Annotated in this window: 23 protein-coding genes; 14 read left to right on the top strand and 9 right to left on the bottom strand. The window is 70.3% G+C overall.

Translation table 11 applies throughout. The features are described from left to right. Window positions 1–353: 353 nt before the first annotated feature. The gene (dnaB, locus tag EPD65_RS03445) at window positions 354–1,778 is read right to left on the bottom strand and encodes a replicative DNA helicase (protein ID WP_131581753.1); all 1,425 of its coding nucleotides are present in this window, start codon (window positions 1,776–1,778) and stop codon (window positions 354–356) included. A 355-nt stretch (window positions 1,779–2,133) separates the two neighbouring features. Between dnaB and EPD65_RS03440 the strand changes: the two genes are divergently transcribed. Both EPD65_RS03440 and EPD65_RS03435 read left to right on the top strand, forming a co-directional pair. Continuing rightward, the gene (locus EPD65_RS03440; RefSeq protein ID WP_131581752.1) at window positions 2,134–3,471 is read left to right on the top strand and encodes an MATE family efflux transporter; all 1,338 of its coding nucleotides are present in this window, start codon (window positions 2,134–2,136) and stop codon (window positions 3,469–3,471) included. After that, window positions 3,468–4,070 (top strand): hypothetical protein, encoded by a 603-nt coding sequence (locus tag EPD65_RS03435; RefSeq protein WP_131581751.1) that lies wholly within the window; start codon window positions 3,468–3,470, stop codon window positions 4,068–4,070. Before EPD65_RS03440 ends, EPD65_RS03435 begins: the two co-directional genes overlap by 4 nt. Before the next feature lie 165 nt (window positions 4,071–4,235). Here the strand turns inward: EPD65_RS03435 and rplI are convergent, their stop codons facing one another. The 4 genes from rplI to rpsF form a co-directional block, all read right to left on the bottom strand. Then, a complete protein-coding gene (gene rplI / locus EPD65_RS03430; protein WP_131581750.1) occupies window positions 4,236–4,685 on the bottom strand; it encodes a 50S ribosomal protein L9 in 450 nt (149 codons plus the stop codon). A 16-nt stretch (window positions 4,686–4,701) separates the two neighbouring features. Continuing rightward, the gene (gene rpsR, locus EPD65_RS03425; RefSeq protein WP_131581749.1) at window positions 4,702–4,938 is read right to left on the bottom strand and encodes a 30S ribosomal protein S18; all 237 of its coding nucleotides are present in this window, start codon (window positions 4,936–4,938) and stop codon (window positions 4,702–4,704) included. Window positions 4,939–5,018: 80 nt separating this feature from the next. Further along, on the bottom strand, window positions 5,019–5,588 hold the full coding sequence (locus EPD65_RS03420; RefSeq protein WP_131581748.1) for a single-stranded DNA-binding protein: 570 nt from the start codon (window positions 5,586–5,588) through the stop codon (window positions 5,019–5,021). Window positions 5,589–5,673: 85 nt separating this feature from the next. Next, entirely contained in the window at window positions 5,674–5,961 is a 288-nt protein-coding gene (gene rpsF, locus EPD65_RS03415) for a 30S ribosomal protein S6 (protein ID WP_131581747.1), read from the bottom strand. A 159-nt stretch (window positions 5,962–6,120) separates the two neighbouring features. Here rpsF and EPD65_RS03410 point away from each other — a divergent pair, with 159 nt between their 5' ends. Beyond that, window positions 6,121–6,915 (top strand): deoxyribonuclease IV, encoded by a 795-nt coding sequence (locus tag EPD65_RS03410; RefSeq protein ID WP_131581746.1) that lies wholly within the window; start codon window positions 6,121–6,123, stop codon window positions 6,913–6,915. Between the two features lie 73 nt (window positions 6,916–6,988). Beyond that, window positions 6,989–8,050: an alanine racemase gene (locus EPD65_RS03405; protein WP_131581745.1), complete on the top strand. Its 1,062-nt coding sequence runs from the start codon at window positions 6,989–6,991 to the stop codon at window positions 8,048–8,050. On the opposite strand, the gene EPD65_RS03400 is transcribed toward EPD65_RS03405, so the two are convergent. After that, window positions 8,043–9,431: a glycosyltransferase family 87 protein gene (locus EPD65_RS03400; RefSeq protein WP_131581744.1), complete on the bottom strand. Its 1,389-nt coding sequence runs from the start codon at window positions 9,429–9,431 to the stop codon at window positions 8,043–8,045. The genes EPD65_RS03405 and EPD65_RS03400 overlap by 8 nt on opposite strands. Then, complete coding sequence (locus tag EPD65_RS03395; RefSeq protein ID WP_165872862.1) at window positions 9,428–11,722, bottom strand: transglycosylase domain-containing protein; 2,295 nt, start codon at window positions 11,720–11,722, stop codon at window positions 9,428–9,430. Before EPD65_RS03395 ends, EPD65_RS03400 begins: the two co-directional genes overlap by 4 nt. A gap of 226 nt (window positions 11,723–11,948) precedes the next feature. On the opposite strand from EPD65_RS03395, the gene EPD65_RS03390 reads away from it, so the two are divergent. Together EPD65_RS03390 and EPD65_RS03385 are read left to right on the top strand one after the other, a co-directional pair. Continuing rightward, window positions 11,949–12,524 carry a PadR family transcriptional regulator gene (locus tag EPD65_RS03390; RefSeq protein ID WP_131581742.1) on the top strand — a complete coding sequence of 192 codons (576 nt, stop codon included), beginning with the start codon at window positions 11,949–11,951 and terminating at the stop codon, window positions 12,522–12,524. A gap of 57 nt (window positions 12,525–12,581) precedes the next feature. Further along, entirely contained in the window at window positions 12,582–13,664 is a 1,083-nt protein-coding gene (locus tag EPD65_RS03385) for an inositol-3-phosphate synthase (protein ID WP_131581741.1), read from the top strand. A gap of 133 nt (window positions 13,665–13,797) precedes the next feature. Here the strand turns inward: EPD65_RS03385 and EPD65_RS03380 are convergent, their stop codons facing one another. Next, complete coding sequence (locus tag EPD65_RS03380) at window positions 13,798–14,262, bottom strand: SRPBCC family protein (RefSeq protein ID WP_131581740.1); 465 nt, start codon at window positions 14,260–14,262, stop codon at window positions 13,798–13,800. A 142-nt stretch (window positions 14,263–14,404) separates the two neighbouring features. Here EPD65_RS03380 and EPD65_RS03375 point away from each other — a divergent pair, with 142 nt between their 5' ends. Continuing rightward, window positions 14,405–16,081: a TIGR03767 family metallophosphoesterase gene (locus tag EPD65_RS03375; protein ID WP_243640432.1), complete on the top strand. Its 1,677-nt coding sequence runs from the start codon at window positions 14,405–14,407 to the stop codon at window positions 16,079–16,081. 17 nt (window positions 16,082–16,098) lie between these two features. On the opposite strand, the gene EPD65_RS03370 is transcribed toward EPD65_RS03375, so the two are convergent. Further along, a complete protein-coding gene (locus tag EPD65_RS03370) occupies window positions 16,099–17,547 on the bottom strand; it encodes a CCA tRNA nucleotidyltransferase (protein ID WP_243640427.1) in 1,449 nt (482 codons plus the stop codon). 59 nt (window positions 17,548–17,606) lie between these two features. Between EPD65_RS03370 and EPD65_RS03365 the strand changes: the two genes are divergently transcribed. The 7 genes from EPD65_RS03365 (at window position 17,607) to trxA (ending at window position 26,431) form a co-directional block, all read left to right on the top strand. Next, window positions 17,607–19,877: a hypothetical protein gene (locus EPD65_RS03365; protein WP_131581738.1), complete on the top strand. Its 2,271-nt coding sequence runs from the start codon at window positions 17,607–17,609 to the stop codon at window positions 19,875–19,877. Continuing rightward, window positions 19,874–21,544, top strand: a complete 1,671-nt coding sequence (murJ, locus tag EPD65_RS03360; protein WP_243640426.1) for a murein biosynthesis integral membrane protein MurJ — start codon at window positions 19,874–19,876, stop codon at window positions 21,542–21,544. Before EPD65_RS03365 ends, murJ begins: the two co-directional genes overlap by 4 nt. Window positions 21,545–21,616: 72 nt before the next feature. Continuing rightward, a complete protein-coding gene (locus tag EPD65_RS03355) occupies window positions 21,617–23,419 on the top strand; it encodes a protein kinase family protein (RefSeq protein ID WP_131581737.1) in 1,803 nt (600 codons plus the stop codon). Then, entirely contained in the window at window positions 23,416–24,093 is a 678-nt protein-coding gene (gene sigM, locus EPD65_RS03350; RefSeq protein ID WP_131581736.1) for an RNA polymerase sigma factor SigM, read from the top strand. Before EPD65_RS03355 ends, sigM begins: the two co-directional genes overlap by 4 nt. 47 nt (window positions 24,094–24,140) lie before the next feature. Continuing rightward, a complete protein-coding gene (locus tag EPD65_RS03345; protein ID WP_131581735.1) occupies window positions 24,141–24,908 on the top strand; it encodes a hypothetical protein in 768 nt (255 codons plus the stop codon). Window positions 24,909–24,998: 90 nt separating this feature from the next. Beyond that, window positions 24,999–25,985 (top strand): thioredoxin-disulfide reductase, encoded by a 987-nt coding sequence (gene trxB, locus EPD65_RS03340; protein WP_131581734.1) that lies wholly within the window; start codon window positions 24,999–25,001, stop codon window positions 25,983–25,985. Between the two features lie 119 nt (window positions 25,986–26,104). After that, window positions 26,105–26,431, top strand: coding sequence for a thioredoxin (gene trxA, locus EPD65_RS03335; RefSeq protein ID WP_131581733.1), 327 nt, complete (start codon window positions 26,105–26,107; stop codon window positions 26,429–26,431). The last annotated feature ends 87 nt before the right edge of the window (window positions 26,432–26,518 follow it).

The raw sequence follows: 26,518 nt of genomic DNA, 5'->3' as shown, positions 1-26,518 counted from the left end.
CGTACTGCGCCGACTATCGCACTGGCAACGACTCGATGTCGACACTGCTCACATCGAGGACTTCCGTCCACCCACCCGTCGCGACGCGGGGCCCGATTCGCACCAATCAGGCGTCGGCAGCCGATGTCGAGATGCAGAGAACATTGGCGAGCCTGTGGGGGGACAGGGGTTGACGAATGCGGCGCGGCCGCCGAACTTGTCAATCCTCGGAACAGGAACCCAAGCAGCACCCGCCCAACGACAGAAGGGGCCTAACCCAACAGGTTCGGCCCCTTCGTACTGTCAACTTTCACGGACGTCATACACAATCCGATGACGGCCCATGTCGTCGCAGTGACACAGCATGCGACAGATCAGCGCTGCATGTCGACGAACCGCGAGTAGTGGCCCTGGAAGGCCACGACGATGTCGCGGGTCGGACCGTTACGGTGCTTGGCGATGATGATGTCGGCCTCGCCGGGACGGGTCGACTCGCGCTCGTAGACGTCGTCGCGGTGGAGCAGGACGACCATGTCGGCGTCCTGCTCGAGCGAACCGGACTCACGCAGGTCGGAGACCGCGGGGCGCTTGTCGGCACGCTGCTCGGGACCACGGTTGAGCTGCGAGAGCGCGATGATCGGGACCTCGAGCTCCTTGGCGAGGAGCTTGATGTTTCGCGAGAACTCCGAGACCTCGAGCTGACGAGACTCGACCTTCTTGCCGGAGCTCATGAGCTGCATGTAGTCGATCACGATGAGCTTGAGGTCGTGCTTCTGCTTGAGGCGGCGCGCCTTGGCGCGGATCTCCATCATCGTCATGTTGGGCGAGTCGTCGATGAAGAACGGCGCGGAGGAGACCTCGCCCATCTTGCGGGCGATCTTGGCCCAGTCGTCGTCGGTCATCTGACCGGTGCGGATGTGGTTGAGCGGCACCTTCGCCTCGGCGCTCAGGAGACGCATGGTGATCTCCGAGCGGTTCATCTCGAGGCTGAAGAAGCAGCTGGTCAGGTTGTTGTGGATCGAGGCGGCGCGGCAGAAGTCGAGGGCGAGCGTCGACTTACCCATCGCTGGTCGGGCCGCGACGATGATCATCTGGCCCGCGTGCAGGCCGTTGGTCAGCTCGTCGAACTCGGCGAAGCCGGTCGGCACGCCGTAGACGCCGGCCTCACGGTTGCCGATCGCCTCGATCTCGTCGAGCACGCCCTCCATGACGTCGGAGAGCGGGACGTAGTCCTCCTTGCGGCTGCCGTCGGCCAGGCCGTAGACCTCGGCCTGGGCCTGGTCGACGAGGCCGGCGATCTCGCCCTCACCGGCGTAGCCGAGCTGGACGATCTTGGTGCCGGCGGTGACCATGCGCCGGAGGATCGCCTTCTCCTTGACGATCTCCGCGTAGTACATCGCGTTGGCCGCGATCGGCACGTTGGCCGACAGCGTGTGCAGGTACGGCGCGCCGCCGACCCGCTCCAGCTCGCCGCGACGACCGAGCTCGTTGGCGACGGTGATCGGGTCGGCGGGCTCGCCGCGGCTCAGCGACAGGTCGATGATCGCGTCGTAGATGACCTCGTGCGCCGGACGGTAGAAGTCGACGCCGCGCAGGATCTCGCCGACCTCGGCGACCGCGTCCTTGGAGAGCAGCATCGAGCCGAGCACGGACTGCTCGGCCGCGTTGTCCTGCGGCGGCGTGCGGTCGCCGACGCGACGCGGCGCCTCACCCGGCTCGTACGCCGCGGGGCCGTCGCCCCAGCCGTCGTCAGAGGGCTCGGGGGCCGGCGGGACGCTGTCGAACTCGGTCACGCTCATGGGCTGACGGTAGGCGCTACGCCCGATAGAACCCAACAATGTGACCCATGGTTATCCACAGGGCATGTGGACAACTGGGGTATTCCGTGGAGGACACGCCCGTGGAATGTGCATCAGCTGCGGAGAACCCTGTGGAAAAGCATTCACAGACCCTCGGTATGTGGCACCTGACCTGCGCAAACGTATTTCCACACCTGTGGAGAAAAAACAGTTCACGGCGCGTCGGATAGGTCATGACACCCGTCAAGCGCCTTGTTGGTTTGTCGACAATCGGTAAGTGACCCGCGGGTATGCACAGCTTGTCCACCGCCCTGGCACCGGGCTGCGGCCTGACCTGCACGGATAGCGTGCACCCGTGACCCGACGCCCCGAGGACCGCGCCATCCTGCGGCTGGCCTGGCCGGCGTTCCTCGCGTTGGTGGCGGAGCCGCTCTTCGTCCTCGCGGACGCCGCGATCGTCGGTCACCTCGGCACCACCCAGCTCGCCGCGGCCGGCGTCGCCGGTGCGCTGATGACCACCCTCGTCGGCCTCTGCATCTTCCTCGCGTACGGCACGACCTCCTCGGTGGCTCGTCAGCTCGGCGCCGGCGACACCCGGGGCGCCCTCGCCCACGGCGTCGACGGACTCTGGCTGGCGGTGGCGATCGGCATCCCCGTCTCGGCAGTCGCCGGGGTCCTGGCGCCCGACCTCGTGCACCTGCTCGGAGCCAGCCAGACCGTCGCGGCACCAGCCACCACCTACCTGCGGATCGCCCTGGCGGGCACCACGCCTCTCCTCCTGATGCTGGCCGCGACCGGCGTGCTCCGCGGGCTCCAGGACACCCGGACACCGCTCGTCGCGGCGGTCGGCGGCAACGTCCTCAACATCGTCCTGAACCTGCTGCTCGTCTACGGCCTCGGCCCCATGGACGGGCTCGGCCTCCCCGGCTCGGCCCTCGGCTCGGCGCTTGCCCAGCTCGCCACCGCGGGCCTGCTGGTCGCGGTGGTCGCGCGGGCGGCGCGACGTCACGGGGTGGCGCTCGCCCCGGACCTCGGCGGGGTGCTCGCGGCCGGCCGCGCCGGCGTACCGCTGGTGGTGCGGACGCTCACCCTGCGCGCGGCCATCCTCCTCACCGTGTACGCCGTCGCCGCACTGCCCGCCGCAGACGGCGGGGCCGATCGCGGGCTCGCCGCGCACCAGGTCGCGATGGCGGTCTGGGGCTTCCTGGCCTATGCGCTCGACGCGATCGCCATCGCCGCCCAGGCGATCACGGGCCGCGCACTCGGCAGCGGCGACATCGCAGCCACGCGACGCCTGACCACGCGAATGCTCCAGTGGGGCGTCGCCGCCGGCGTCGTCACCGGACTCCTGCTCGCGGCCTCTGCACCATGGCTCGGGCACCTCTTCACCAGTGACCGCGGCGTCGACGACCTGCTGCTTCCCGTCCTGCTCGTGGCGGCGCTGGCCCAGCCTCTCGCGGGGGTCGTCTTCGTGCTCGACGGTGTGCTGATCGGGGCTGGCGACGGCCGCTACCTCGCGTACGCCGGCACTCTCGTGCTGGTCGTCTACGCCCCGCTGGCCCTGCTCGCGCCAACCCTGACCTGGCTGTGGGTGGCGTTCGGCTTCGGCTTCATGGCCGCGCGCGCCGGCGTACTCCTGCATCGGGCACACGGCACCCGCTGGATGAGGACCGGCACTACGCTGACGCGGTGACCAGCACCCCCGCAGCCGATGCCGCCACCCCGACCGTCCGCCCGATGGTCCTGATCGGTCTCGGCCTGGTCATCTACCTGTTGAGCCCGGGCGTCACGTCGACGACGAAGTCCGGTGACGTCACGCTCCACGGCTGGGACTACCTGCCGGACTGGGCCGGCTGGCTGCTGATCGCCATCGGCACCTGGGCGTTCGCGCGCAAGCTGCCCAGCTTCCGGCTGATGCTCGGGTCGGCGCTCGTGGCGATGCTCGTGTCGGCCGCCCTCTGGGTGCCTGCGTGGCGCGACGAGATCCGCGGCCCGGGTGCCGACCCCGCCCTCCTGTGGGCGGTGTCGCTGCCCGCCCTGGCCTGGCTCGTCCTCTACTGCCTCGCGCTCGCCGGTCTCTCCCGACCCGAGCCGGGAGCCTCGTTCTGGTGGAAGTACCTCGCGGGCATGAACGCCGGCGCAGCCCTCCTGCCGGTCCTCGTCTACGGCGGCAAGATCACCCAGCTCGAGGGACTGCTCGCCGTCCTCGGGTTGATGGGGGCCGTCGGCACGATGGTGTTCAGCTTCTATCACTCCGGCCGCGCGTGGGCCGTCGTACGTCGGACGTCGTGACAGTTTCGCTTGAGGTGACAGTTCGGAACTGTCACGGCTAGCCAAAGTGTCAGTCTGACAGTTTGGCGCGCCCCCGAGCCCCCGCGCCCCCGCGCCCCGCGCTCCCGCGCATGCGAAAGGCCCCGGCCCGCCGAAGCGGACCGGGGCCTTCCTGTGTCAGACGTGTCAGGCAGCGACGACGTTGACGGTGGCGGTGGCCACGATCTCGTCGTGCAGCTTGACGGTCACGGTGTGCGCACCGAGCGACTTGACCGTGGTCTTGACCGCGATCGTGCGCTTGTCGATGGCCTCGCCCGCGACGGCCTCGAGGGCGGTCGCGATCTCGGCAACGGTGACAGCACCGAACAGGCGACCCTCGGCGCCAGCCTTGACCTTGACGGTCGCGGCCGAACCCTCGAGCTTGCCCTTGATCTCCGTGGCGTGACCGAGGTCGCGGGCGGCGCGCGCGAGGCGGGCAGCCTTGATCGACTCGACGGTCTTCTCCGCGCCGCGCGTCCACGCGATCGCGAAGCCCTGCGGGAGGAGGAAGTTGCGGGCGTAACCGCCACGCACCTCGACGACGTCGCCAGCGGAACCGAGACCGGTGACTTCCTGGGTCAGGATGATCTTCGCCATTTCAAAGTCCCCTTTCTCAGCGACCGGTGGACGTGTAGGGCAGGAGCGCCATCTCGCGCGCGTTCTTGATCGCGATCGCGATGTCACGCTGCTCCTGGACGGAGACGCCGGTGACACGACGAGCGCGGATCTTGCCGCGGTCGGAGATGAACTTGCGGAGAAGAGCGGTGTCCTTGTAGTCGACCTTGGTGACACCCGCTGCCTTGAGCGGGTTCGCCTTCTTCTTCGGCTTGCGAATAACAGGCTTCGCCATTGTGGTGCTTCCCTTCTAGAAGCCCGGCTCACGCCGGAATGGTGATGAGTTTCGTCAGGCCCCTACGGAGCCTGGGGGAATCAGAACGGGGGCTCGTCGCCGCCGACGCCGGGGGCGCCCCACGGGTCGTTCTGCTGCTGGGCGGGGGCCGCCGGAGCGCCCCAACCACCCTGGCCACCCTGAGCCGGCGCCGCGGGCGTGGCCCACGGGTCGTCGGCCGGAGCGCCACCAGCAGGAGCACCCTGGGGAGCACCGCCGCCGAAGCCACCGCCGCCGCCACCCTGACGGGTGGTGCGGGAGACCTTGGCGGTCGCGTACTTCAGGGACGGACCGACCTCTTCGACCTCGATCTCGAAGACGGTCCGCTTCTGGCCCTCACGGTCCTCGTAGGTCCGGGCCTTCAGGCGACCCTGAACGACGACACGCATGCCGCGCTGCAGGGACTCGGCAACGTTCTCCGCGGCCTGGCGCCACACCGAGCAGGAGAGGAACAGCGCATCGCCGTCCTTCCACTCGTTGGTCTGGCGGTCAAAGGTGCGCGGGGTCGACGCGATCCGGAAGTTCGCCACTGCAGCGCCAGAAGGCGTGAAGCGGAGCTCCGGGTCGTCGACCAGGTTGCCAACTACCGTGATGACGGTCTCGCCTGCCATGTCAGGTCCCTTTTCTGATTCGTGGATGTCCGGTGCGAAGCATCATCGTGGCGACCACCGACAGTGCGGTAGCCGATGTCCACGATCAGGCGTTGGCGCGGAGGACCTTCGTACGCAGAATCGACTCGTTCAGGCCGAGCTGACGCTCGAACTCCTTGACGGTCGCCGGCTCGGCGTTCAGCTGGAGGACGGCGTAGATGCCTTCCTCGTTCTTCTTGATCTCGTACGCCAGACGGCGACGACCCCAGACGTCCACGTTGTCGACGGTGCCACCGTCGTTGCGGATGACGTTCAGGTACTTGTCGAGGGACGGCTCAATGGTCCGCTCGTCAAGGCTCGGGTCGAGAATGACCATGACCTCATATGCACGCATAGCTGTCTCCACCTCCTCTGGACTCGGCGGCCACGGGATTTCCGTGGCAGGAGGGCTACTGCGATGTCCCTTGACGGATATGCCGACGAGGGACAGGGCAGGCTATCAAGCAGTCCCGGCGGCGACCCAATCGCGCAGGACCTTCCTAGACTCCTCCCCATGACTGCCCGACTCGGAGCCCACGTCGACCAGACCGACCCCATCGCGGAGGCTAAGGCCCGCGGCACCGACGTCGTCCAGTTCTTCCTCGGCGACCCGCAGAGCTACAAGGGCCCCGTCATCGCGTACGCCGGCGGCGCTGACGCCCTGCGCGCGGATGCCGAGAGCGCCGGTGTCGACCTCTACGTCCACGCGCCGTACCTGATCAACGTCGCCACCACGAACAACCGGCTCCGGATCCCCAGCCGCAAGCTGCTCCAGTCGCACATGGACGCCGCCGCGTCGATCGGCGCCAAGGGCCTGATCGTGCACGGCGGCCACCTCAAGGACGACGAGGACCCGGCGATCGGCTTCACCAATTGGCGCAAGGCGATCGAGGCGACCGACATCAAGGTCCCGCTCCTGATCGAGAACACGGCCGGCGGCGACAACGCGATGACCCGTCGCCTCGAGGCGATCAAGGGCGTCTGGGCCGCCATCGAGGGCACTGCGCAGGCCGACCAGGTCGGCTTCTGCCTCGACACCTGCCACGCCCACGCGGGTGGCAACCCGCTCGAGACGATCGTCGAGGACATCCGCGCCATCACCGGCCGCATCGACCTGGTGCACGCCAACGACAGCCGCGACGACTTCGACTCGGGCGCCGACCGCCACGCGAACCTCGGCGCCGGCCACATCGACCCCGCGCTGCTCGCCCAGGTGATCCGCGACGCCGGCGCGCCCGTCGTACTCGAGACTCCTGGTGGGGCGGCGGAGCACACGACGGACATGGCGTGGCTGCGGGAGCGCTGGTGACGGACCGAGTTCGTCACGCCCACGCCACCCGTACGCCGCCGGCCGGTCACCGTCCGCGGCTAGCGTCCGGCGCATGAGCCTCACGCTGTACGTCGACGGTGCGCGGCTGCGAGGCCACCTCACCGCAGTCAGCGATCGCCTTCCGGACCTCGTGCCCGTGGTCCGCGGCAACGGCTCGGGCCTCGGCAACAGCCGCCTCGCGCTCGAGGCCCAGCGGATCGGCGCGGACGTCCTCGCGGTCGGCACCGCCGACGAGTGCGGCCAGGTCGGCGGCCTCTTCGACGGCGACGTGCTGGTGCTGACGCCGTACCGTCCGTTCGGGCCGAAGGCCGACGTGGCGCGCGAGCGGCTGATCCACACCGTCAGCCGGCTGGAGGATCTCGACAGCCTGCTCGAGGCCGACCCGACGGCACGGATCGTGCTCGCCCGGATGACCTCGACCCGGCTCCACGGCCTCTCCGCCCGCGAGCTGCGCGCAGCCGCCCATCGCCTCGCCGAGGTCGGCGTCGGCACGCCCGGCGGACCCACGCTCGAAGGCGTGCTCCTCTCGTTCCCGCTCGCCGGCCCGGGCCGACTGACCGAGCTGCACCGCCTCGGCCAGGACGTCCACGCCAGCGGACTGCCCACCCGGACCCTCTGGGTCGCCAACCTCGGCGAGCCCGAGGTCCTGGCTGCCCGCGGGGCCTGGCCGGACCTCCACCTGCGTCCGCTGCTCGGCGACGAGCTGTGGCTCGGCGGCGCCGACGCGTTCTCCGTACGGGCGCACGTCCTCGACCTGCACCGGCTCGAGCGCGGGTCGACGTTCGGCGAGTTCGGGCGCACGGTGCCGCGGCGCGGCAACCTGATCGTGGTCTCCGGCGGCATGGCCCACGGCATCGGCCTCGAACCACCCACGGCCGACCTCAGCCTGAAGTCGCGAGCCACCTCGCTCGCCCGCGGCAGCCTCGACGCCGCCGGCCTGGTCCGCTCGCCGTACGTCGTCGACGGCAAGCAGCGCTACTTCGCCGAGCCGCCGCACCTGCAAGCCTCGCTCGTCTACCTCCCCGAGGACGCGCGGGTGCCGGAGATCGGTGCGGAGGTCGAGCTGCGGGTCCGCTTCGCGACCACGACGTTCGACCGCACGATCGTCAGCTGAGCGCCGGTTCCGGATCCCGCTCGCGCACTACGTCGTACGCCGGCTGGCGGATGTCGCGGAGCACGATCGCCACGAGGTACACCTCGGCGAGCACCCGGATCACGATGATCAGCCAGTAGAAGACCGGCTGGGCACCCGCGCCCGAGTCGAACTGCCCGTCGAGGTACCACCAGACGCCGGCGAAGTAGAGCAGCTCGCCGGCCTGCCAGATCAGCTGGTCGCGCCAGCGCGGCCGTGCCATGACGGCCAGGGGCAGCAGCCACAGGACGTACTGCGGCGAGTAGACCTTGTTGAGGATCAGGAACCCGGCCACGATCAGGAAGCCGAGCTGCGCGAGGCGCGGCGTCGACGGCGCGCGCAGGCCGATGACGAGGACCACCACGCACCAGACGGCGAAGCCGAGCAGGGACACGTCGTTGACCAGCTTCGTGCCGACCGGCACGCCTGCCTGGGAGAGCACGAGCCAGAGGCTGCCGAGGTCGGCGCCACGGTCGTTGTTGAACCGCCAGAAGTGCATCCACTCGTCCCAGCCGGTCAGCATCGCCGGGAGGTTCGTCACCAGCCACGCCACAGCAGTCGCCGCGAGGACCTTCGCGAACGTGCCCCACGCCCGCCAGCGGAAGCAGATCACCGCGATCCCACCCAGCAGGAAGAGCGGGTAGAGCTTGGTCGCACACCCGAGCCCGATCAGTACGCCGGTCAGCACCGGCCGCCGTCGGGCCCAGGCCAGCAGCGCCCCGGCCACGAGAGCGACCGCGAGCAGGTCCCAGTTGACCAGCGCGTTGGCGATCAGCACCGGCGAGGCGGCGAAGAGCGCGGCGTCGTACGGCCGGCGGCGGTGCACGCGGGCGAGCGCGGCTGCGGCCGCCAAGGTCGCGAGCGCCAGGCCGAAGGTCGTCGCGACGATGAAGCCGCGCTGCTCGTTGAGCACCCCGGGCTGGCGGAGCAGGTCACCCTGACCGACGTCCGCCCGGGCCTCGACGGACCCGCCGCCGACCAGCCAGTGCGAGACGTGCGCAGCAGCCCACGCGGCGTACGCGATGCCGACGGGGTACTCCATGACCTCGTACTTCGCACGCACCTCGGTGTCGTCGTCGTACGGCCAGAGCAGCTCGGCGAACCCTCGCCCCGTGTAGAGGTAGGGCACGTCGGAGTAGCACATCTTGACGTAGCGATCGTGCCCGTCGCCCCAGTCCTCCGACCAGCAGGGCTGCTTCTGCAGCATCCCCAGGGCGAACGCCAGCGTGGCCAGCGCGAGCACGACCCGCACCGGCGTCCACCAGCGCGCGGGGCGCGCGTGGCTGCCGACCGGGCCGCCGATGCCCTCGCTCAACGCGGTCAGGACCGGGTCATCGAGCGAGGGCGCGACGCGCTCGGTCACGGGGTCGACGTCGTGTGAACTGCCCGCGGGTTCGGCGGACAGGTGGTGTGGTCACTTCCGATCATGCCGCAGGGCACGCCGCCACCAGATGGGCCGCCCGTGGGCGGAGTAGACGCCGGGTCAGTCGGCTTCGTCGTCGGCTTGGTCGGCCCCGTCGTCGGCGTCGCCGACTGCGTTGCGGTGGCGGTCTTCGTCGGCTTGGCCGTCTTCGTCGGCGTCGCGGTCTTGCGCGGCGCGACGCAGTTGTCCTGCGACGGCGTCTGCTTGCCCGTGCAGGTGGGCTTCTTCGTCGGCTGCGGTGCGTGACCGGTCTCCGGCGCGTTGCCGTCGACATACGCCGGGGCGGGCAGGCTCTCGACCGGCTCGCCGTCGAGCGCCTCGCGCATGGCCGACGCCCAGGTCATGGCCGGGAAGTGACCACCGAACTCGCTGGAGATGTAGCCCGCGAGCGGCAGCGGCTGACCGCGGTCGCCGGTGCGGTTGTACATCACCGCGGTGGAGAGCTGCGGGGTGAAGCCGACGAACCACGCCGACGAGGTGAAGTCGTGACCACCGTTGGGGTCCTCGGAGGTCGCCGTGCCGGTCTTGCCGGCGGCCGGGCGGCCGAGGGCGCCGGCGGCCGTGCCGGTGCCCGACTTGATCACCTGCTGCATGGCATAGGTGACGTCGGCAGCAACGTCGGAGCTGATCGCCTCGTGCGTCTGCGTGCGGTGCTTGTAGAGGACCTTGCCGTCACGGTCGACGACCTTGTCGATGACGTAGAGCTTCGCGGCCTGGCCGCCGTTGGCGATCGAGGCGTACGCGTTGGCCATGTTGACCGGCGCGATCGTGGCCTGGCCGAGCGCGATGCCGGAGTTGTTCTCCAGGCCCGGGCTCTGGAACATGTTGTTGACGCTGCCGTGCTTGGCGTACTTCGGGATGCCCAGCGCGTACGCCGTGTTGCGGATCTTGTCGGGACCGTCCGGGATCGACATCGTGAGGTCGGCGAAGGCCGAGTTGATCGACTGCTCGGTCGCCTTGATCAGGTTGACCGGGCCCCAGTCGTGGCCGGCGTCCTCGTTGGAGACGTACACGCCGGTGCCCTGGCCGTTGTAGTAGTACGGCGAGTTGCCGTCGAAGCTGTCCTTCAGCGAGTAGCCGGCGGTGAGGCCAGCCGCGAGCGCGAACGGCTTGAACGACGAGCCGACCTTGTCGCCCGCGAGCGCCCAGTTGACCTGGGACTTGAGGTAGTCCTGGCCGCCGTAGAAGCCACGGAGCGCACCGGTGCCGGGCTCGACGTTCGCGATCGCGGTGTGCAGCTGGTCGAGGCCACTCGGGCGGTTCGCGTTGATCGCGTCCTCGTCGGCCTGCATGACCTTCTTGTCGAGGGTCGTGTAGACCTTCAGGCCGCCGCCGTCGATCTCGCTCTCGGTGGCGACGCCGAGGCGCAGGAGCTCGCTCTTGACCAGGGACATCGCGTGTCCGCGCTGGCCGGAGAAGACGCTGCCCGAGCGGTTGCTGGTGAAGTGCGGCAGCTGCTTGCCCGCGTCGGCGGCCTCGATCTGGGTGATCTTGCCCATCGTGACCATGCCGTTGAGCACGCGCTTCATGCGGTCGAGCAGCGCCGCGGCGTTCGCCTTGCCGTTGTCGGGGTTGTAGAGCGTCGGGTTGTTGAGGATCGAGGCGAGCATGACGCCCTGGCGGAGGTTGAGGTCCTTGGCGTCCTCGTGGAACCAGCTCGCCGCAGCGGCCTGGATGCCATAGGCACCGCGGCCGAAGTAGATGGTGTTGAGGTAGCCCTCGAGCACCTCCTCCTTCGACATCTCCTTGTTGATCTTCTTCGCGACGATCGCTTCCTTGATCTTCCGCTTGTAGGAGTGCTCGGAGGAGAGGTAGAGGATCTTCACGTACTGCTGGGTGATCGTCGAGGCACCCTGGCTGTCGTTGCCCTTCGCGTTGGAGAGCGCAGCGCGGATGATGCCCTTGATGTCGATGCCGCCGTTGGTCCAGAACGTGCGGTCCTCGGCAGCGACGACCGCGTCCTTGACGTTCTGCGGCATCTCGGCGAAGGGGATGCGGTCGCGCTTCTGCAGCGCGAACTGGCCGACCTCCTGGTGGCCCCCGCGGTAGTAGACGTGGGTCGTCTCGGTCTCGAAGTCCTTGTTGGGGTTCGGGATGTCGATCGACTTGTAGAGCACCGTGATCGCAAGGACACCGAGGAGCGCGAGCACCACCCCGATGATCAGCACCGGCTTGATGAGTCGACGCAGCTTCGCCGCTGCTCCGGTCGAACGCTTGCCCTGTGCTGCCACTGACGGCCTCCGCGAATCCTGCCGGCGCCCGCCGTACGCCGCGGCGTACGGGTGGCCGGTCCTGCTGGGGTGTGCGCTGGACAGGGTACGCGGCAGGAGCACGGCCGTCAGGCGGCCCGCGGGACGCGTCGTCAGGAGCGTCCGGCAAGTCCTTGCAGACCCCAAGGACACGCCCGGGGTTCACGTCACATTCACCCGGGAGCGATATATCGCTACGATAGGTTGCATGGCACGGCGTGGAGACACCATCGAGTTGGCAGTCCTGGGACTGCTGCACGAGTCACCCATGCACGGCTACGAGCTCCGCAAGCGTCTGAACCTCATGCTCGGATGGCGGAGCCTGCTCTCCTATGGCTCGCTCTACCCGGCGCTCAAGAAGATGTTGCGCGCCGGCTGGATCGAGGAGCACACGGTCCTCAGCGGGGCGACCAGCCGTCGTCCCCGGATCGTCTACGAGCCCACGGACGCGGGTCGCGCCGAGTTCGTGCGGCTGATGTCCGAGGCCGGGCCGAGTGCCTGGGAGGACGACAACTTCGACATCCGCTTCGCGTTCTTCTCGTCGACCGACATGGAGATCCGGCTGCGGGTGCTCGAGGGGCGCCGGATGCGCCTGCAGGAGCGCCTCGAGCGCGTGCAGGGTCAGCTGTCGCTCACCCAGAAGGAGATGGACCGCTACGCCGCGGAGCTCCAGCGCCACGGCGTCGAGCAGGTGGAGCGAGAGGTCCACTGGCTCTCCGAGCTGATCCAGGCCGAGCGTGCCGGCACGACTGCACCCCAGCAGCCGCCCGGCGCCAAGGCCTGACCCAGACCTGAATCAGACCAACAAACACTTCGCAGCAACGAGCAGGAAGAGGAAACGATGGGTTCCGTACGTGTAGGCATCGTGGGAGTCGGCAACTGCGCCACGTCCCTCGTCCAGGGCGTCGAGTACTACAAGGACGCCGACCCGCAGGGCACCGTCCCGGGTCTCATGCACGTCACGTTCGGCGACTACCACGTCTCCGACGTGAAGTTCGTTGCCGCGTTCGACGTCGACGCCAAGAAGGTCGGCTTCGACCTCGCTGAGGCCATCGGCGCCTCCGAGAACAACACGATCAAGATCACCGACGTGCCGCCGACCGGCGTTCTCGTCCAGCGTGGTCCGACGCTCGACGGTCTCGGCAAGTACTACCGCGAGACGATCGAGGAGTCCGACGCCGAGGCCGTGGACGTCGTCCAGGCGCTCAAGGACGCCGAGGTCGACGTCCTGGTCTCCTACCTCCCCGTGGGTTCGGAGCAGGCCGACAAGTTCTACGCCCAGTGCGCGATCGACGCCGGTGTTGCCTTCGTCAACGCCCTCCCCGTCTTCATCGCCTCCGACCCGGAGTGGGCTGCCAAGTTCGAGGCTGCCGGCGTCCCGATCGTCGGCGACGACATCAAGTCGCAGGTCGGCGCCACCATCACGCACCGCGTGATGGCGAAGCTCTTCGAAGACCGTGGCGTCACGCTGGACCGCACGTACCAGCTCAACGTCGGCGGCAACATGGACTTCAAGAACATGCTCGAGCGCGAGCGTCTCGAGTCCAAGAAGGTCTCCAAGACCCAGGCCGTCACGTCCAACCTGACCGGTCCGCTGTCCGGCAAGGTCTACGACAAGAACGTCCACATCGGTCCGTCGGACTACGTGGCGTGGCTCGACGACCGCAAGTGGGCCTACGTCCGCCTCGAGGGTCGCGCCTTCGGTGACGTTCCGCTCAACCTCGAGTACAAGCTCGAGGTCTGGGACTCCCCGAACTCCGCCGGCATCATCATCGACGCCGTCCGCGCCGCGAAGATCGCCAAGGACCGCGGCCACGGTGGCCCGGTCATCGCGGCCTCGGCGTACCTCATGAAGTCCCCGCCGCAGCAGATCGCCGACGACCTCGGTCGCGCGATGCTCGAGGCGTTCATCAAGGGCGAGTGAGCAACGCGAAGGCCGCCGATCCCCTCAGGGGGTCGGCGGCCTTCGTCATTTCGGTCCCGCCGCAACTGGACAGAAGTGGCAGATCCGGGGTGCCGGAACCTGCCACTTCTGTCCAGTTCCGCGCGGTGGCGGCTCAGAGCGTCTCGATGTCGGCCTTCAACGCAGCAAGCGTCTGCTCCATGCCGGCCTGGAGCTCGGCGCAGAAGTCCTTCGTGCCACCCATGAACACCGTGGTCAGGCCGACCGACAGCGTCTTGATCCCGTCGGGCGCCTCGCGCCGCTGCACGACACCGGTGCCGCGCGGGGTCGGCTCGAGGTCGAAGGACCACACCGTGCCGTTGTCGAGGATCCGGAAGGCCAGCTTCCGCTCGCGGTCGAAGTGGACGATCTCGCCGAAGGTCGGCCAGACCAGGAGGCCGCGGCGGTTGAGGTTGGCGAACTTCGTACCGACGGCGGGCTTGCCGAGGACGACGGTGCGCTGGTTCTGCGGGGACCAGCGCTGCATGTTGGCGAGGTTGGACAGGCGGTGCCAGACCTCCGCGGGCGGAGCGGCGATCTCGACGGAGGCTTCCAGGGGCGCGACATCGTGAAGGGCCATGCCCGAAACGCTACGCGCGCAGCCGTGCAACCTGCGGGAGCCGCGGCGTACGTCGTGTCCGTTGTCGAGGCGTTCACCGCGGGTCCAGCCACCGGTCCCCGGCTCCTCCCCCGGGGCTGCGAGAACTGGCCGCGTGGTGACGATGACCCGCCGTGCGGCGGTGCAGACAGGCCTCTACGGAGTCGGCGCGGCGGCGCTGATCGGTGCGACGGGCGGCTGGTCCAGGACAGCGGACGAGACCGAACGCCAACCGGTCTTCGCGCGCGGCACCACGCTCGACAGCACCATCGCCCCGAGCGGCCGCTCGGGTTATCGCCGGCTCGCCTCGCGCGACGGTGAGCCGGTCGTCGTACGCCACGACCTCGCGGCAGCGCGATCCGGCCGGACCGAACGCCGCACCGGACTCGCCGCGCTCGTCCAGATCACCGACCTGCACATCGTCGACACCCAGAACCCGATGCGGTGGGAGTACCTCGACGGCAAGGTGGGCACGGCGTACCGGCCGCAGGAGCTGCTCGGCGCGCAGGGTGCGAACGCTCTCGTCGGGGCGATCAACGCCCTGTCCGTCGGACCGCTGACCGGCCGCCCGCTCGACGCGGTGATCGCGACCGGTGACACCACCGACAACCACAGCGGCACCGAGCTCGACGTGCTGCTCGGCGTGCTCGCCGGCGGCCAGGTCACCCCCGACAGCGGTGGCGCCGACTACGAAGGGGTCGCGAACGCCGGCCTGTGGCGGCACTGGCAGCCGGGCTCGGAGGGCGAGGACCGCTACGCCCGGGCCGGCTTCCCCCACCTGCCCGACCTGCTGCACGCCGCGATGCGCCCGTTCTACGCGCCCGGCCTCGCCGTACCGTGGCTGATGACGATGGGCAACCACGACGACACCGTGATGGGCACCCTGATGACCCGCCCGTTCGCTGAGGAGTGGGCGACCGGCACGCGCAAGATCTACGACGCCCGGGGCGATGCCACGCTCTTCCTCGCCGAGCTGGCCGCGTGCACGGAGCTCGACCCCCGCCGCATCGACCAGGCCGCCGGCCTGCTGACCGACCTCGCGCGTCGCGGCGACACCCGCACGGTGACGGCCGACCCGCGCCGGGCCCCGTTCACGACGGACGAGTACCTCGCGGCGCTGCGTTCCCCGCGCTTCGCGGGCGCCGGTCCGGTCGGCCACGGCTACGAGGCAGACGCCGATGCCAGCCGCCTGCACTACGTCCATCGCCTCGGGGAGAAGGTCGTCGCGATCAGCCTCGACACGACCAACCAGGCCGGCGGCGCCGACGGGTCGATCGGCGCGGGCCAGCTGGCCTGGCTCGGGGAGAAGCTGGCGGAGCACGCCGACGACTACGTGCTGGTCTTCAGCCACCACCCGTCGTGGACCATGTCGAACCTGGTGCCCGACCCGCGCCTCCCCGGCGAGGCCCGCCACGGCGGCGACGCCGTGCTCGACCTGCTGCACGAGCACGCCAACGTGCTGGCCTGGGTCACTGGCCACTGCCACAGCAACACCATCAAGCCACGTCGCCACCGCGATCCGCAGCGTTCGTTCTGGGAGATCAACACGGTCTCCCACATCGACGCTCCGCAGCAGGCGCGGATCATCGAGGTCGCCGGCAACGGCGATGGCACCGTCTCGCTGCTCACCACGATGCTCGACGCCGACTCACCGCTGCGTCCGTCGTACGACGACCTGTCGACCGCCGCGCTCGGCGGCCTCTACCGGGAGATCGCCTTCAACGACCTCGGCCAGCGGGAGCGCGGCGGCGATCCGTCGGACCGCAACGCCGAGCTGGTGCTGACCGACCCCTTCGCCTGAAGAAGGATCCGGTCGGGTCAGCCCCGAGCGGCCCACCAGTCGCGCAGCGCCGCCTCGGCCTGCTCGGGCGTCTTCGGACCCTCGTCGAGGCGGAGGTCGAGGAGCCAGGTGTAGGCCTCGCCGACCGCGCGGCCGGGACCGATGCCCAGGATCTCCATGATCTGGTTGCCGTCGAGGTCGGGCCGGATCGAGGCCAGCTCCTCCTCCTCCGACAGCCGGGCGATCCGCGCCTCGAGGTCGTCATAGGTACGCCGGAGGCGGGCCGCCTTGCGCTGGTTGCGCGTGGTGCAGTCCGCGCGGGTGAGGATGTGCAGCCGCTCGAGCTGGTCGCCGGCGTCGCGCACGTAGCGGCGTACGGCGGCATCGGTCCACTCACCGGAGCCGTAGCCATGGAAGCGCAGGTGGAGCTCGACGAGCGAGGAGACCGCGTCGATCTGCTCGTTGGAGAAGCGCAGCGCCTGCATCCGCTTGCGGGTGATCTTCGCGCCGACCACGTCGTGGTGGTGGAACGTCACCGCGCCGTCGTCCTGGAACCGGCGGGTCCTCGGCTTGCCGACGTCGTGCATGAGCGCCGCGAAGCGCGAGACGAAGTCGGGTGCGTGGCCCCGCTCCTCCTCCAGGTCGATCGCCTGCTCCAGCACGGTCAGCGTGTGCTCGTAGACGTCCTTGTGGCGGTGGTGCTCGTCGCGCTCGAGCGCGAGGGCCGGCAGCTCCGGCAGGACGTACGACGCGAGCCCGGTGTCGACGAGGAGCCGCAGGCCCAGGCGCGGCTGGGGCGCGAGCACGAGCTTGATCAGCTCGTCGCGCACGCGCTCGGCCGAGATGATCTCGATCCGCTCCGCCATCTCGGTCATGGCCGTGACGACCGACGGATCGACCGCGAAGCCGAGCTGCGCCGCGAAGCGGGCGGCGCGCATCATCCGCAGCGGGTCGTCCGAGAACGACTCCTCCGGGGTGCCGGGTGTCCGCAGCACGCGCTGGGCCAGGTCGATGATGCCGCCGTAGGGGTCCTCGAGCTGGCGGCCGGGGATGGTGAGGGCCATCGCGTTGACGGTGAAGTCGCGGCGGCGCAGGTCGCCGTGGAGGCTGGTCCCGTAGGCCACGGACGGCTTGCGCGAGGAGGGGTCGTACGACTCCGAACGCCAGGTCGTGATCTCGATCTGCCAGTCGCCCTTGCGGGCGCCGATCGTGCCGAACTCCTTGCCGAGGTCCCAGACCGCGTCGGCCCAGCCCTTGAGGATCCGCTCGGTCACGTCCGGGTGGGCGGACGTCGTGAAGTCGAGGTCGTTCTGCAGCCGGCCGAGCATCGCGTCACGGACCGGACCGCCGACGAGAGCGAGCTCCTCGCCGGCCTGCTCGAAGCGTGCGCCGAGCTCGTCGATGACCGGAGCAAGCCGGTCGAGCTCCGCAGCCACCCGCTTCTGGACGTCGGCCAGGAGAAGCGGGGCAGGAGTGGGCGCAGACACGAGGGACAAGAGTAGTCGCCGCCGCCGTGGACCTGTGCGGGCTGCCCTAGGGTGAGGGCGTGATCCGACTGCTGGCTGCCCTCCTTGCGCCGCTGGTCGTGATCGCCGGACTGGTGCTTGGACTGCCCAGCCATCACGGCGAGGAGCTGCAGCGCGTCGTCGGCATCCAGGCGGATGCGCCCCAGGAGGCGCCCGCTGCCCTCAGGGAGGCCCTGGCCGACTCACGCAGCTCGACGCGCTCGGCGCTCCGGTCCACCGCGGCCCGGACGACGGCCACGACCGCGAGCTCGACGACGGACAGCGCAACGCCGACCACCCTCCCACTCGGCGTCACCATGACCGGCCTGTCGACGGCGGTCGTCCCGAAGGACAAGGCGGTCATCGTGCGTGGCCGGGTCGTCAACGACAGCGCCGAGACGTGGACCGACATCAACGTCTACGCCTGCACCTCCGGCGTACCGATCACGAGCAGCCACGAGCTGGACCACGCGGCACAGGCGACCACCGACGACGTGGTCTGCGGCCGCACGGCGGTCTTCACGACCATCGACTCGCTCGCCCCGGGCGCGTCCGCGGCGTACCGGCTGAAGGTGGATCGCGACCGGCTCGGCATCGGCGACCGGCCCGGCGTCTACTGGTTCGGCGTCCAGGCCCTCGGCTCATCGGCGGAGGGGCGCGACTCGGTCGCCGACGGCACCGTCCGGACGTTCCTCCCGCAGGTCGGAGACACCGCCGTCCGGCCCTTCGACCGGGCCGCCTTCTCCCTCGTCCTGCCGATCCGGGCCCGCACGCTGCACACCGCCGACGGACGCCTCGCCAACGCGGACACCTGGGCGCGCGACCTCGCCCCGCAGGGCCGGCTGAGCAACGTCCTGGCGCTCGCCGCGAGCGCCCCCGCAGGTGACGCGACCCTGCTGGTCGACCCCGCCGTGGTGGAGGCCGCCCGCCAGATCGCCGCCGGCAACCCCGCCCGCGACCTCGGCACCGCCACCCACGCCACGGATGACGCCTCGGCAGACGCGACCTCCGACGACGCCCCGCAGGATGACGCGGGCAAGGCCGCCGCAGCCGACGCCGAGAGCTGGCTCCGCACCTTCACCACCGTCGCGAAGCGGCTCCCCGTGCTGGCCCTGCCGTACGGCGACCTCGACGTCGCGGGCGCCTCGCACCACGACACCCGCGCCCTGACCCGGGCCCGGCAGGAGTCGGACGCGGTCTTCGCGGACCTCGACGTCGCGACCACGCCGGCGATCGTTCCGCCCAACGGCCTGCTGCCTGCCGAGGCGCGTACGCAGGCCGACGGCGCGACCGTCATCGTCTCCTCCACGGCACTTCCCGAGGACCTGGCCGAGGCGGACGCCGTGCCGTCCGCCGTCACCATCGGCGACCAGCGGGTGCTCGTCGCCAACAGCAGCCTCGCGCTCGGCGGGCCCGGCCCCACCGACGGCAGCCAGGCCCTCGCGCTGCGCCAGCGCCTGCTCGCCGAGGGCCTGCTGCGCTCCGGTGAGGGTGCGGTCGATCCGGCGCTCGTCGTCCTGCCGCACGACGCCGACCCCGGCCCGCGGATCACGCACTTCTTCGACCAGCTCGACCGCCCGTTCGTGCGCATGAGCGGATCGCTCACCGCCTCCGCGACCGCGCCGGCGATCGACGAGCTGGCCTACCCGGCCGGCCAGCTCGATCGCGAGATCCCCCGGAGCACCTTCGCCGAGTCAGACCACCTGACTGACCTGGGTCAGACGCTCGACCGGATCCTCCCGCGCAACGACGGCGTCGGCTCCGCCGCGGCCCGCGAGGCGCTGTCCGCCACGTCGTACTTCGCGCGCGACAGCTCGCTCGCCGCGGCCGGCCTCCAGGGCACCGCCACCGCGAACCTCGGAGGGGCGGTCTCGTGGTTCGCCGACCGGCTCGCGAGCGTCGACGTCGCCGTGCCCCGTTTCGTCATCCTCGGCTCGACCGAGGGGCCGTTCGCGATGACCGTCACCAACGACCTGACCCGGTCGATCCGTCTCGGCATCCGCGCAACGACGAGCGGCGGGCTCGACATCCGCGCCCCGCGCACGATCGACGTTCCCGCGTCGTCGAGCCGCACGGTCAACCTCGTCGCCAAGACCACCGAGCCCGGCGTCCACTCCCTCGTCCTCGTCGTCACCGACGAGGACGGCCACCCGATCCGCAAGTCGCAGGACATCTCGATCCGGTCGCGCGACGTCGGCTGGGTGATCTGGCTGATCATGGGCGGCGGCGCGACGCTGCTCTTCGCTGCGATCGTGATGCGCTGGCGCAAGCGGCTTCGCGCGCGTTCCGCCGTACCCAAGGAGACACCGTGAGCGAGACCCGAAGCGTGATCGGCAACAGCGCGGTCATGGCAGCGGGCACCGTGGTGTCGCGCATGAGCGGCTACCTGCGCTCGATCCTGCTGGCCGCTGCCCTCGGCACCGCCCTGCACGCCGACATCTTCAACATCGCCAACTCGGTGCCGAACATCCTCTACGTGCTGCTGCTCGGCGGCGTGGTCAACGCGGTGCTCGTGCCCCAGCTGGTGCGGGCTGGCCGGGAGGACCCGGACGGCGGCGAGGCGTTCACCAACCGGATCATCACGCTGGCGGGCCTGTTCCTGATCGCGGTGACGGTGATCCTCGTGGTCGCGGCGCCCGCGGTGATGAACCTCTACCTCGACAGCTCGTACAACTCCCCCGAGCTCGCGGCGCAGCGTCAGTCGGTCATCGACTTCGCCCGCTTCTGCCTGCCGCAGGTCTTCTTCTACGGCATGTTCGTGCTGATCGGGCAGGTGCTCAACGCCCGCGGCAGCTTCGCGCCGATGTTCTGGGCACCGATCGCCAACAACGTCATCTCGATCGGGATCCTGGTCGTCTACCTCGTCGGGTTCGGCCCGGCGCGCGATGCCTGTGCGGCGTACGACAGCGGGCCGGAGATGCTGCTGGGCCTCGGCTCGACGCTCGGCATCGCCGCCCAGTTCCTGATCCTGGTGCCGTACCTGCGCAAGGTCGGCTTCCACTACCGGCCGCGTTTCGACTTCCGCGGCTCGGGGCTCGGGCACACCGCCCGCCTCGGCGTGTGGACGGTCGCGCTGATCGTGGTCAGCCAGATCGCGAACCTCTTCGTCGTGCGCCTCGCCTCCAGCGGCACCGCGCACGGCGCGCTGAACGCGTGCGGTGCGGGCAGCGGCAGCCACGGCACCGGTTACACGATCTACTCCAGCGCCAGCCTGCTGACGCTCGTGCCCCACTCGATCGTCACGGTCTCGCTGGCAACCGCGATCCTGCCCCAGCTGACCCGGCTGGCCCACGACGGCGACCGCGCCGGCATGGCCCGGACGGTCAACAGCTCGCTGCGCTCCGCCCTCACCGTGGTGCTGCCGTTCGTGCTGCTGCTGCCGATCATCGCGATGAACCTCTCCAGCCTGGTCTGGGGCTACGGCGCGGCCGCCAAGTCCTTCCGCGACTTCGACCAGACGGTGATCGTGCTCGGCTTCTCGCTGATCTTCTTCACCTCGCACTACCTGATCGTCCGCGGCTTCTACGCCCTCGAGCGGACCCAGCTGGTCTTCTGGATCCAGTGCCTGATCGCGGCGGTCAACATCGCGCTCGCCTACTTCTTCGTGGACCGCGCGCTCGCGCACTCCGTCAGCCCCGCACTCGGCATCGCCTACACCGGTGCGTACGCCGTCGGCGCGCTGACGGCGTACATCCTGCTGGCGCGGGCACTCGGCGGCCTGGGCACGGCGCGGCTGGTGCGCTTCCTGGTCCGGATGGTGCTGGCACTTCTCCCGGCGCTGGTCGCCGCGTGGTTCGTCGGCGGGGAGATCGACAACGTCATCGGCGACAACGCGAACAAGTTCGCGATCCTGGTCTTCCTCGGCGCCGTCGGCGGTGTCTACGGCCTGGTCTTCCTGGTCTTTGCCCGGTTGTTCCGGATTGCCGAAGTGACCGAGGTGGTCCAGGGCTTCACCCGGCGCATTCCGGGCCTGCGCTGACCCTCCACGGCTACGTCCGAGCGACTAGGGTTTCCCCCAGCAGCTCCGAGATCGAGGCGAGGAGGTTCGGCGATGCGACCCGGTGACATCCTCGCGTCGCGCTACCGCCTGACCGTGCTGCTCCACGACCGCAACGGCGGTCGCTTCTGGCGGGCGCACGACCTCGTGCTCGCCCGCGACGTCGCGCTGCACCTGATCCCCGAGGACGACCCTCGCGGGCCGCTCCTCGAGGAGGCCGCGCGGCGTTCGGCCACGGTGCAGGACCCCCGCCTGCTCCGCGTCCTCGACAGCGCGAGCGTCGACGGCCTGCACTACGTGGTCAACGAGTGGGGCGAGGGCGCCTCGCTCAACAACCTCGTCGCCGAGGAGCCGCTCTCCCCGACCCGGGCTGCCTGGCTGGTCTCCGAGGTCGCCTCGATGATCGCCGCCGGTCACGAGGCCGGCGTGGCCCACGGCCGGCTCGTCCCGGAGAACGTCCTCATCGACACCACCGGTGCCGTGAAGGTCATCGGCTTCGCCGTCGACGCCGCGCTCCACGGGCTCCCGCCCGGCCGGGCCTCCGCAGACGTGACCGACCTCGGCGGCCTGCTGTACGCCGCACTCACCGGTCGCTGGAGCGGCGTCTCCGAGTCCGGCGTTCCGTCGGCACCGATCGAGCACGGCCGCCCGCTGCGGCCGCGCCAGGTGCGTGCCGGCGTACCCCGGGTGCTCGACGGGATCTGCGAGAGCCTGCTCGGATCCGGCACCCGCTTCGGCAGCGCCGACGAGGTAGCCGAAGCCCTCACCGACTACATCGGCGACCCGGCGACCGTGGCCGCCGCGGAGGCCGACCGGCTGCGCACCGGCACCACCCCCGTACGCCGCACCGGCACCGACGACACCGACGCGACAGGGGCCCTCGCCGCCGTTCCTGCGCCGGTGGTGCCGGCGCCCGACGTGGTCACCGCCGCAGACCCGGTCGCGCCCGATGACACCGTCCTGACCCCGGTCGTCGCGGCCGACGACGACGTCGAGCGCACCCAGATCGGCGCACCTCTCTTCGACGGCTCCGACCCGGAGTCGGCCGCGATGGCCGACCCCGACTGGCACACGCCGTCGGAGGACGCGCCGGCCCCGCCTCCGCCGTTCGAGAAGGTGCCCGAGCGTCCATTGTTCGCGCCGGACCCGCCCGAGGGGCGGCTGCGCCGTCTGCCTCCCCCGACGTCGGCCGACGCCGGGTTCTGGCCGTTTGGCAACACCGGCGAGCTGCCCGCCACCCCGGCGTACGAGGAGCAGGAGCCGGCCGAGCCGGTGCCCGGACGCAGCTGGCTGCGTGGCGCCCTCGTCCTGCTCGCGATCCTGGTCCTGCTGCCCGTCGCCTACGTCGTCGCCGGCCTGATCCAGGGCGACGGCGACCCGTCGGGGTCCGGCAGCAGCGGGCCCAGCGCGTCGTCGACGCCGATCGCCGGCGTGATGGCGACGGCGTTCGACCCGCTCGGCGACAACGAGGAGCACAACAGCGACGCCAAGCTGGCCGTCGACGGCAACGCGTCGTCCGCCTGGAGCACGTCCGGCTACGACCAGAACCTCGGCCCCGGCGGGCTCAAGGCCGGCGTCGGCCTCGTCCTCGACCTCGGCTCGAGCCAGACGGTGAGCTCGGTCGACGTGACGGTGCAGGGTGGCGCGACCTCGCTGCAACTCTTCGCGGCGGGCGACAGTGCCCCCGGCTCGGTCGATGGGCTCGACTCCGTCGCGACCGGTGACGGCAGCTCCACGATCACGCTCACGCCGAAGAAGTCGGTCACGTCGCGCTTCCTCGTGCTCTGGCTGACCAGCCTGCCGCAGGTGTCGGGCCAGTTCCGCGGCGCCGTCGCCCAGGTCGAGGTCCACGGGTGAGCGACCGCGGGTCGGAGGCGTCGGACGCCGACCTGCTCGCCGCCCACGTCGACGGCGACCACGAAGCGTTTGGCGTGCTCTTCGGCCGTCACCGCGACCGGCTCTGGGCGGTCGCGCTGCGCACGCTCGGCGACCCGGAGGACGCCGCCGACGCGTTGCAGGACGCCATGGTCTCGGCGTTCCGGCGCGCGTCGTCGTGGCGGGGCGAGGCGGCCGTGACCACCTGGCTGCACCGGATCGTCGTCAACGCCTGTCTCGACCGCGTGCGCCACGAACGGATCCGCACCGCCGACCCGCTGCCCGACGACCTCGAGACCCGGCTGCGTACGCCGGAGCGCGCGCCGGTGGATCCCGCCGCCGTGGCGGAGGCCCACGCACGCCGCGACCTCGTGCTCGACGCGCTCGCGTCGCTGCCCGCCGAGCAACGCGCCGCCCTGGTCCTCGTCGACATGGAGGGCTACTCCGTCGCCGACGCCGCCACGATCCTCGACTGCGCGGTCGGCACGGTGAAGTCCCGGTGCGCGCGTGGCCGGTCCCGCCTGGCGCCCCTGCTCGGCGTACTCCGTGAGACCGGGGACACGCCCGATCCGGGGAACCCGCCAGCCGACGTGGACGTCCCATCCACAGCACCCAGCCGCGCACCACCCGCTGACGGCACCGTCCAACCCGCCTGACCCCGCACGCCTGATCCCGCACCCGCTGCACCACCGAGGAGGTGACCATGTCCGACGACCTCACGCCGGCCCAGACCGAGGCCGTACGCCGCGCCCTGCGCGCCGCCCGCCACGAGGCACCGCTGCCGGACGCGGTCGCCGCACGCCTCGACGACCGGCTCGCCGAGCTCGTGAACGAGACCTTCGGCGGCGAGCCCGCCGCGTACTCCACGGTCGTGCCGATCGACCGCTTCCGCCGCCGCAACCGCCGGATGACGCTGCTCGTCGCCGCTGCGGCGGCGACGGTCATCGGCGTCGGAGGCACCCAGTGGCTCCAGCACACGAGCGACTCCCACTCGCTCCAGACGGCCGACCGCGCCGAGGCGACGGCGCCGTCCCCGTCGAGCCTGGCTGGTGCCGATGCCGGCGCCCACGACCTCGACAACACCTTCGACAACCTCAGCGGCACCACCTCCGGTCTGGTGCAGCTGCGGCTGACCCCGGAGCAGCGCGCTTACCTCGCGCACCACGACATCACGCAGGTCCGGCCGATCCGTCCCGTGCTGGCATCGGCGAAGTCGCTCAACAACGTGCGAACCGACTCGGTGCCCCACGCCCAGGTGGACACCGACGGCCCCACCGGGGAGCTGTACGCCGCTGCTGCCGCCGTGTGCCGCACGGACCTCCCGCCGGACCTCCCGGTCGACACCCGGCTCTTCCGCGGACTCCTCCGGTCGAAGCCGGTGATCCTCGTCCTGCGGCCCGAGGACGGCGCGACGTTGGTCGCGGCGTACCCGTGTGACGGCGGCGCACCGACGACGCTCCCTCTGGACTGAGCCCAGGAACGGAACAACGCGCGCCTAGGATCGGTTGAGCACGCCAGCAGCACACGTCACCCGATCCACCGGCCAGGAGGCCATCCGCTCATGAGCGAAGTCCGCAACGTCATCATCATCGGCTCCGGTCCGGCCGGCTACACCGCCGCGGTCTACGCCGCGCGCGCCAGCCTCAAGCCGCTGGTCTTCGAGGGTGCGGTCAGCGCCGGCGGTGCCCTCATGCAGACCACCGAGGTCGAGAACTACCCCGGCTTCCGCGACGGCATCATGGGCCCGGCCCTGATGGACGAGATGCGCGCCCAGGCCGAGCGCTTCGGCGCCGAGCTGGTCACCGACGACGTCACCGAGGTCGACCTCACCGGCGACATCAAGGTCGTCAAGACGTACGACGGCGAGTTCCGCGCCCGCTCCGTCATCCTCGCGATGGGCTCGGCCCACCGGAAGCTCGGTCTCCCCAACGAGGACGAGCTCTCGGGTCGCGGTGTCTCCTACTGCGCCACCTGCGACGGCTTCTTCTTCCGCGAGCAGGTCATCGCGGTCATCGGCGGCGGCGACTCCGCGGTCGAGGAGGCCACCTTCCTGTCGCGCTTCGCCTCGAAGGTCTACCTCGTGCACCGCCGCGGCGAGCTCCGCGCGTCGAAGGCGATGCAGGAGCGCGCCTTCGCCGACCCGAAGATCGAGATGGTCTGGAACGCCGAGGTCGCCTCCATCAACGGCACCGAGTCGCTCGAGTCGATCACGATCCGCGACACCGTGACCGGCGAGACCCGCGACCTGGAGACCACGGGTCTCTTCGTCGCGATCGGTCACGACCCGCGTTCGGAGCTGGTCAAGGGCCAGGTCGACCTCGACGACGAGGGCTACGTGCTGGTCAGCTCGCCCAACACGCACACCAACGTCACCGGTGTCTTCGGCGCGGGCGACCTGGTCGACACGCACTACATGCAGGCGATCACCGCGGCGGGCTCCGGCTGCGCGGCTGCCCTCGACACCGAGCGCTTCATCGCGGCGCTCGACCACGCGGCATCGACCGCCGGCAGCGCCGAGGCGACTGCCGTCGAGGCCGGCTGCAACTGATCACCTGCGTCGGGAATGCATCCTCCCGACGTACTGTTTGAACCCCCGTACCAAGCCTCTGAGCTGACTACCCCGCGCTCGCCAACACCGGTGAAGCAGGGCAACCGAAAGGGAAAACCGTGGGCAACATCCCCGCCGTGACCGACGCCGCGTTCGACGCCGACGTCCTCAAGTCCGACAAGCCGGTCCTCGTGGACTTCTGGGCCGAGTGGTGCGGCCCGTGCCGCCAGGTCGCCCCGATCCTCGACGAGATCAACACCGCCCACGGCGACAAGCTCACGTTCCTCAAGATGAACGTCGACGAGAACCCCGTGACGCCGTCCAACTACCGCGTCACCGGCATCCCGACGCTCGCGGTCTTCCAGAACGGCGAGATCGTCAAGACGATCGTCGGCGCCAAGCCGAAGGGCGCGCTCCTCAAGGAGCTCGAGGCCTTCATCGGCTGACACGCCCCACGCGAAACCCGGGTTTTGGTCCGCCGAAACCCGGGTTTTTGCATGCCCAGACCCGGGTTTCGGCCAGCGCACGCCGCC

The sequence above is a fragment of the Nocardioides jejuensis genome, from assembly GCF_004337475.1.
GTDB lineage: Bacteria > Actinomycetota > Actinomycetes > Propionibacteriales > Nocardioidaceae > Nocardioides > Nocardioides jejuensis.
The sequence above is the reverse complement of the archived record's forward strand: the minus strand, read 5'-3'. Positions and strand labels throughout refer to the sequence as shown.

Coding starts and splice junctions, on each gene's coding strand:
- EPD65_RS03405 (WP_131581745.1), top strand. CDS start 6,989: ATGAGCCTCACGCTGTACGTCGACGGTGCGCGGCTGCGAGGCCACCTC.
- dnaB (WP_131581753.1), bottom strand. CDS start 1,778: ATGAGCGTGACCGAGTTCGACAGCGTCCCGCCGGCCCCCGAGCCCTCT.
- EPD65_RS03410 (WP_131581746.1), top strand. CDS start 6,121: ATGACTGCCCGACTCGGAGCCCACGTCGACCAGACCGACCCCATCGCG.
- EPD65_RS03380 (WP_131581740.1), bottom strand. CDS start 14,262: ATGGCCCTTCACGATGTCGCGCCCCTGGAAGCCTCCGTCGAGATCGCC.
- EPD65_RS03390 (WP_131581742.1), top strand. CDS start 11,949: ATGGCACGGCGTGGAGACACCATCGAGTTGGCAGTCCTGGGACTGCTG.
- EPD65_RS03375 (WP_243640432.1), top strand. CDS start 14,405: ATGACCCGCCGTGCGGCGGTGCAGACAGGCCTCTACGGAGTCGGCGCG.
- rplI (WP_131581750.1), bottom strand. CDS start 4,685: ATGGCGAAGATCATCCTGACCCAGGAAGTCACCGGTCTCGGTTCCGCT.
- rpsR (WP_131581749.1), bottom strand. CDS start 4,938: ATGGCGAAGCCTGTTATTCGCAAGCCGAAGAAGAAGGCGAACCCGCTC.
- rpsF (WP_131581747.1), bottom strand. CDS start 5,961: ATGCGTGCATATGAGGTCATGGTCATTCTCGACCCGAGCCTTGACGAG.
- EPD65_RS03385 (WP_131581741.1), top strand. CDS start 12,582: ATGGGTTCCGTACGTGTAGGCATCGTGGGAGTCGGCAACTGCGCCACG.
- EPD65_RS03420 (WP_131581748.1), bottom strand. CDS start 5,588: ATGGCAGGCGAGACCGTCATCACGGTAGTTGGCAACCTGGTCGACGAC.
- EPD65_RS03355 (WP_131581737.1), top strand. CDS start 21,617: ATGCGACCCGGTGACATCCTCGCGTCGCGCTACCGCCTGACCGTGCTG.
- trxB (WP_131581734.1), top strand. CDS start 24,999: ATGAGCGAAGTCCGCAACGTCATCATCATCGGCTCCGGTCCGGCCGGC.
- EPD65_RS03345 (WP_131581735.1), top strand. CDS start 24,141: ATGTCCGACGACCTCACGCCGGCCCAGACCGAGGCCGTACGCCGCGCC.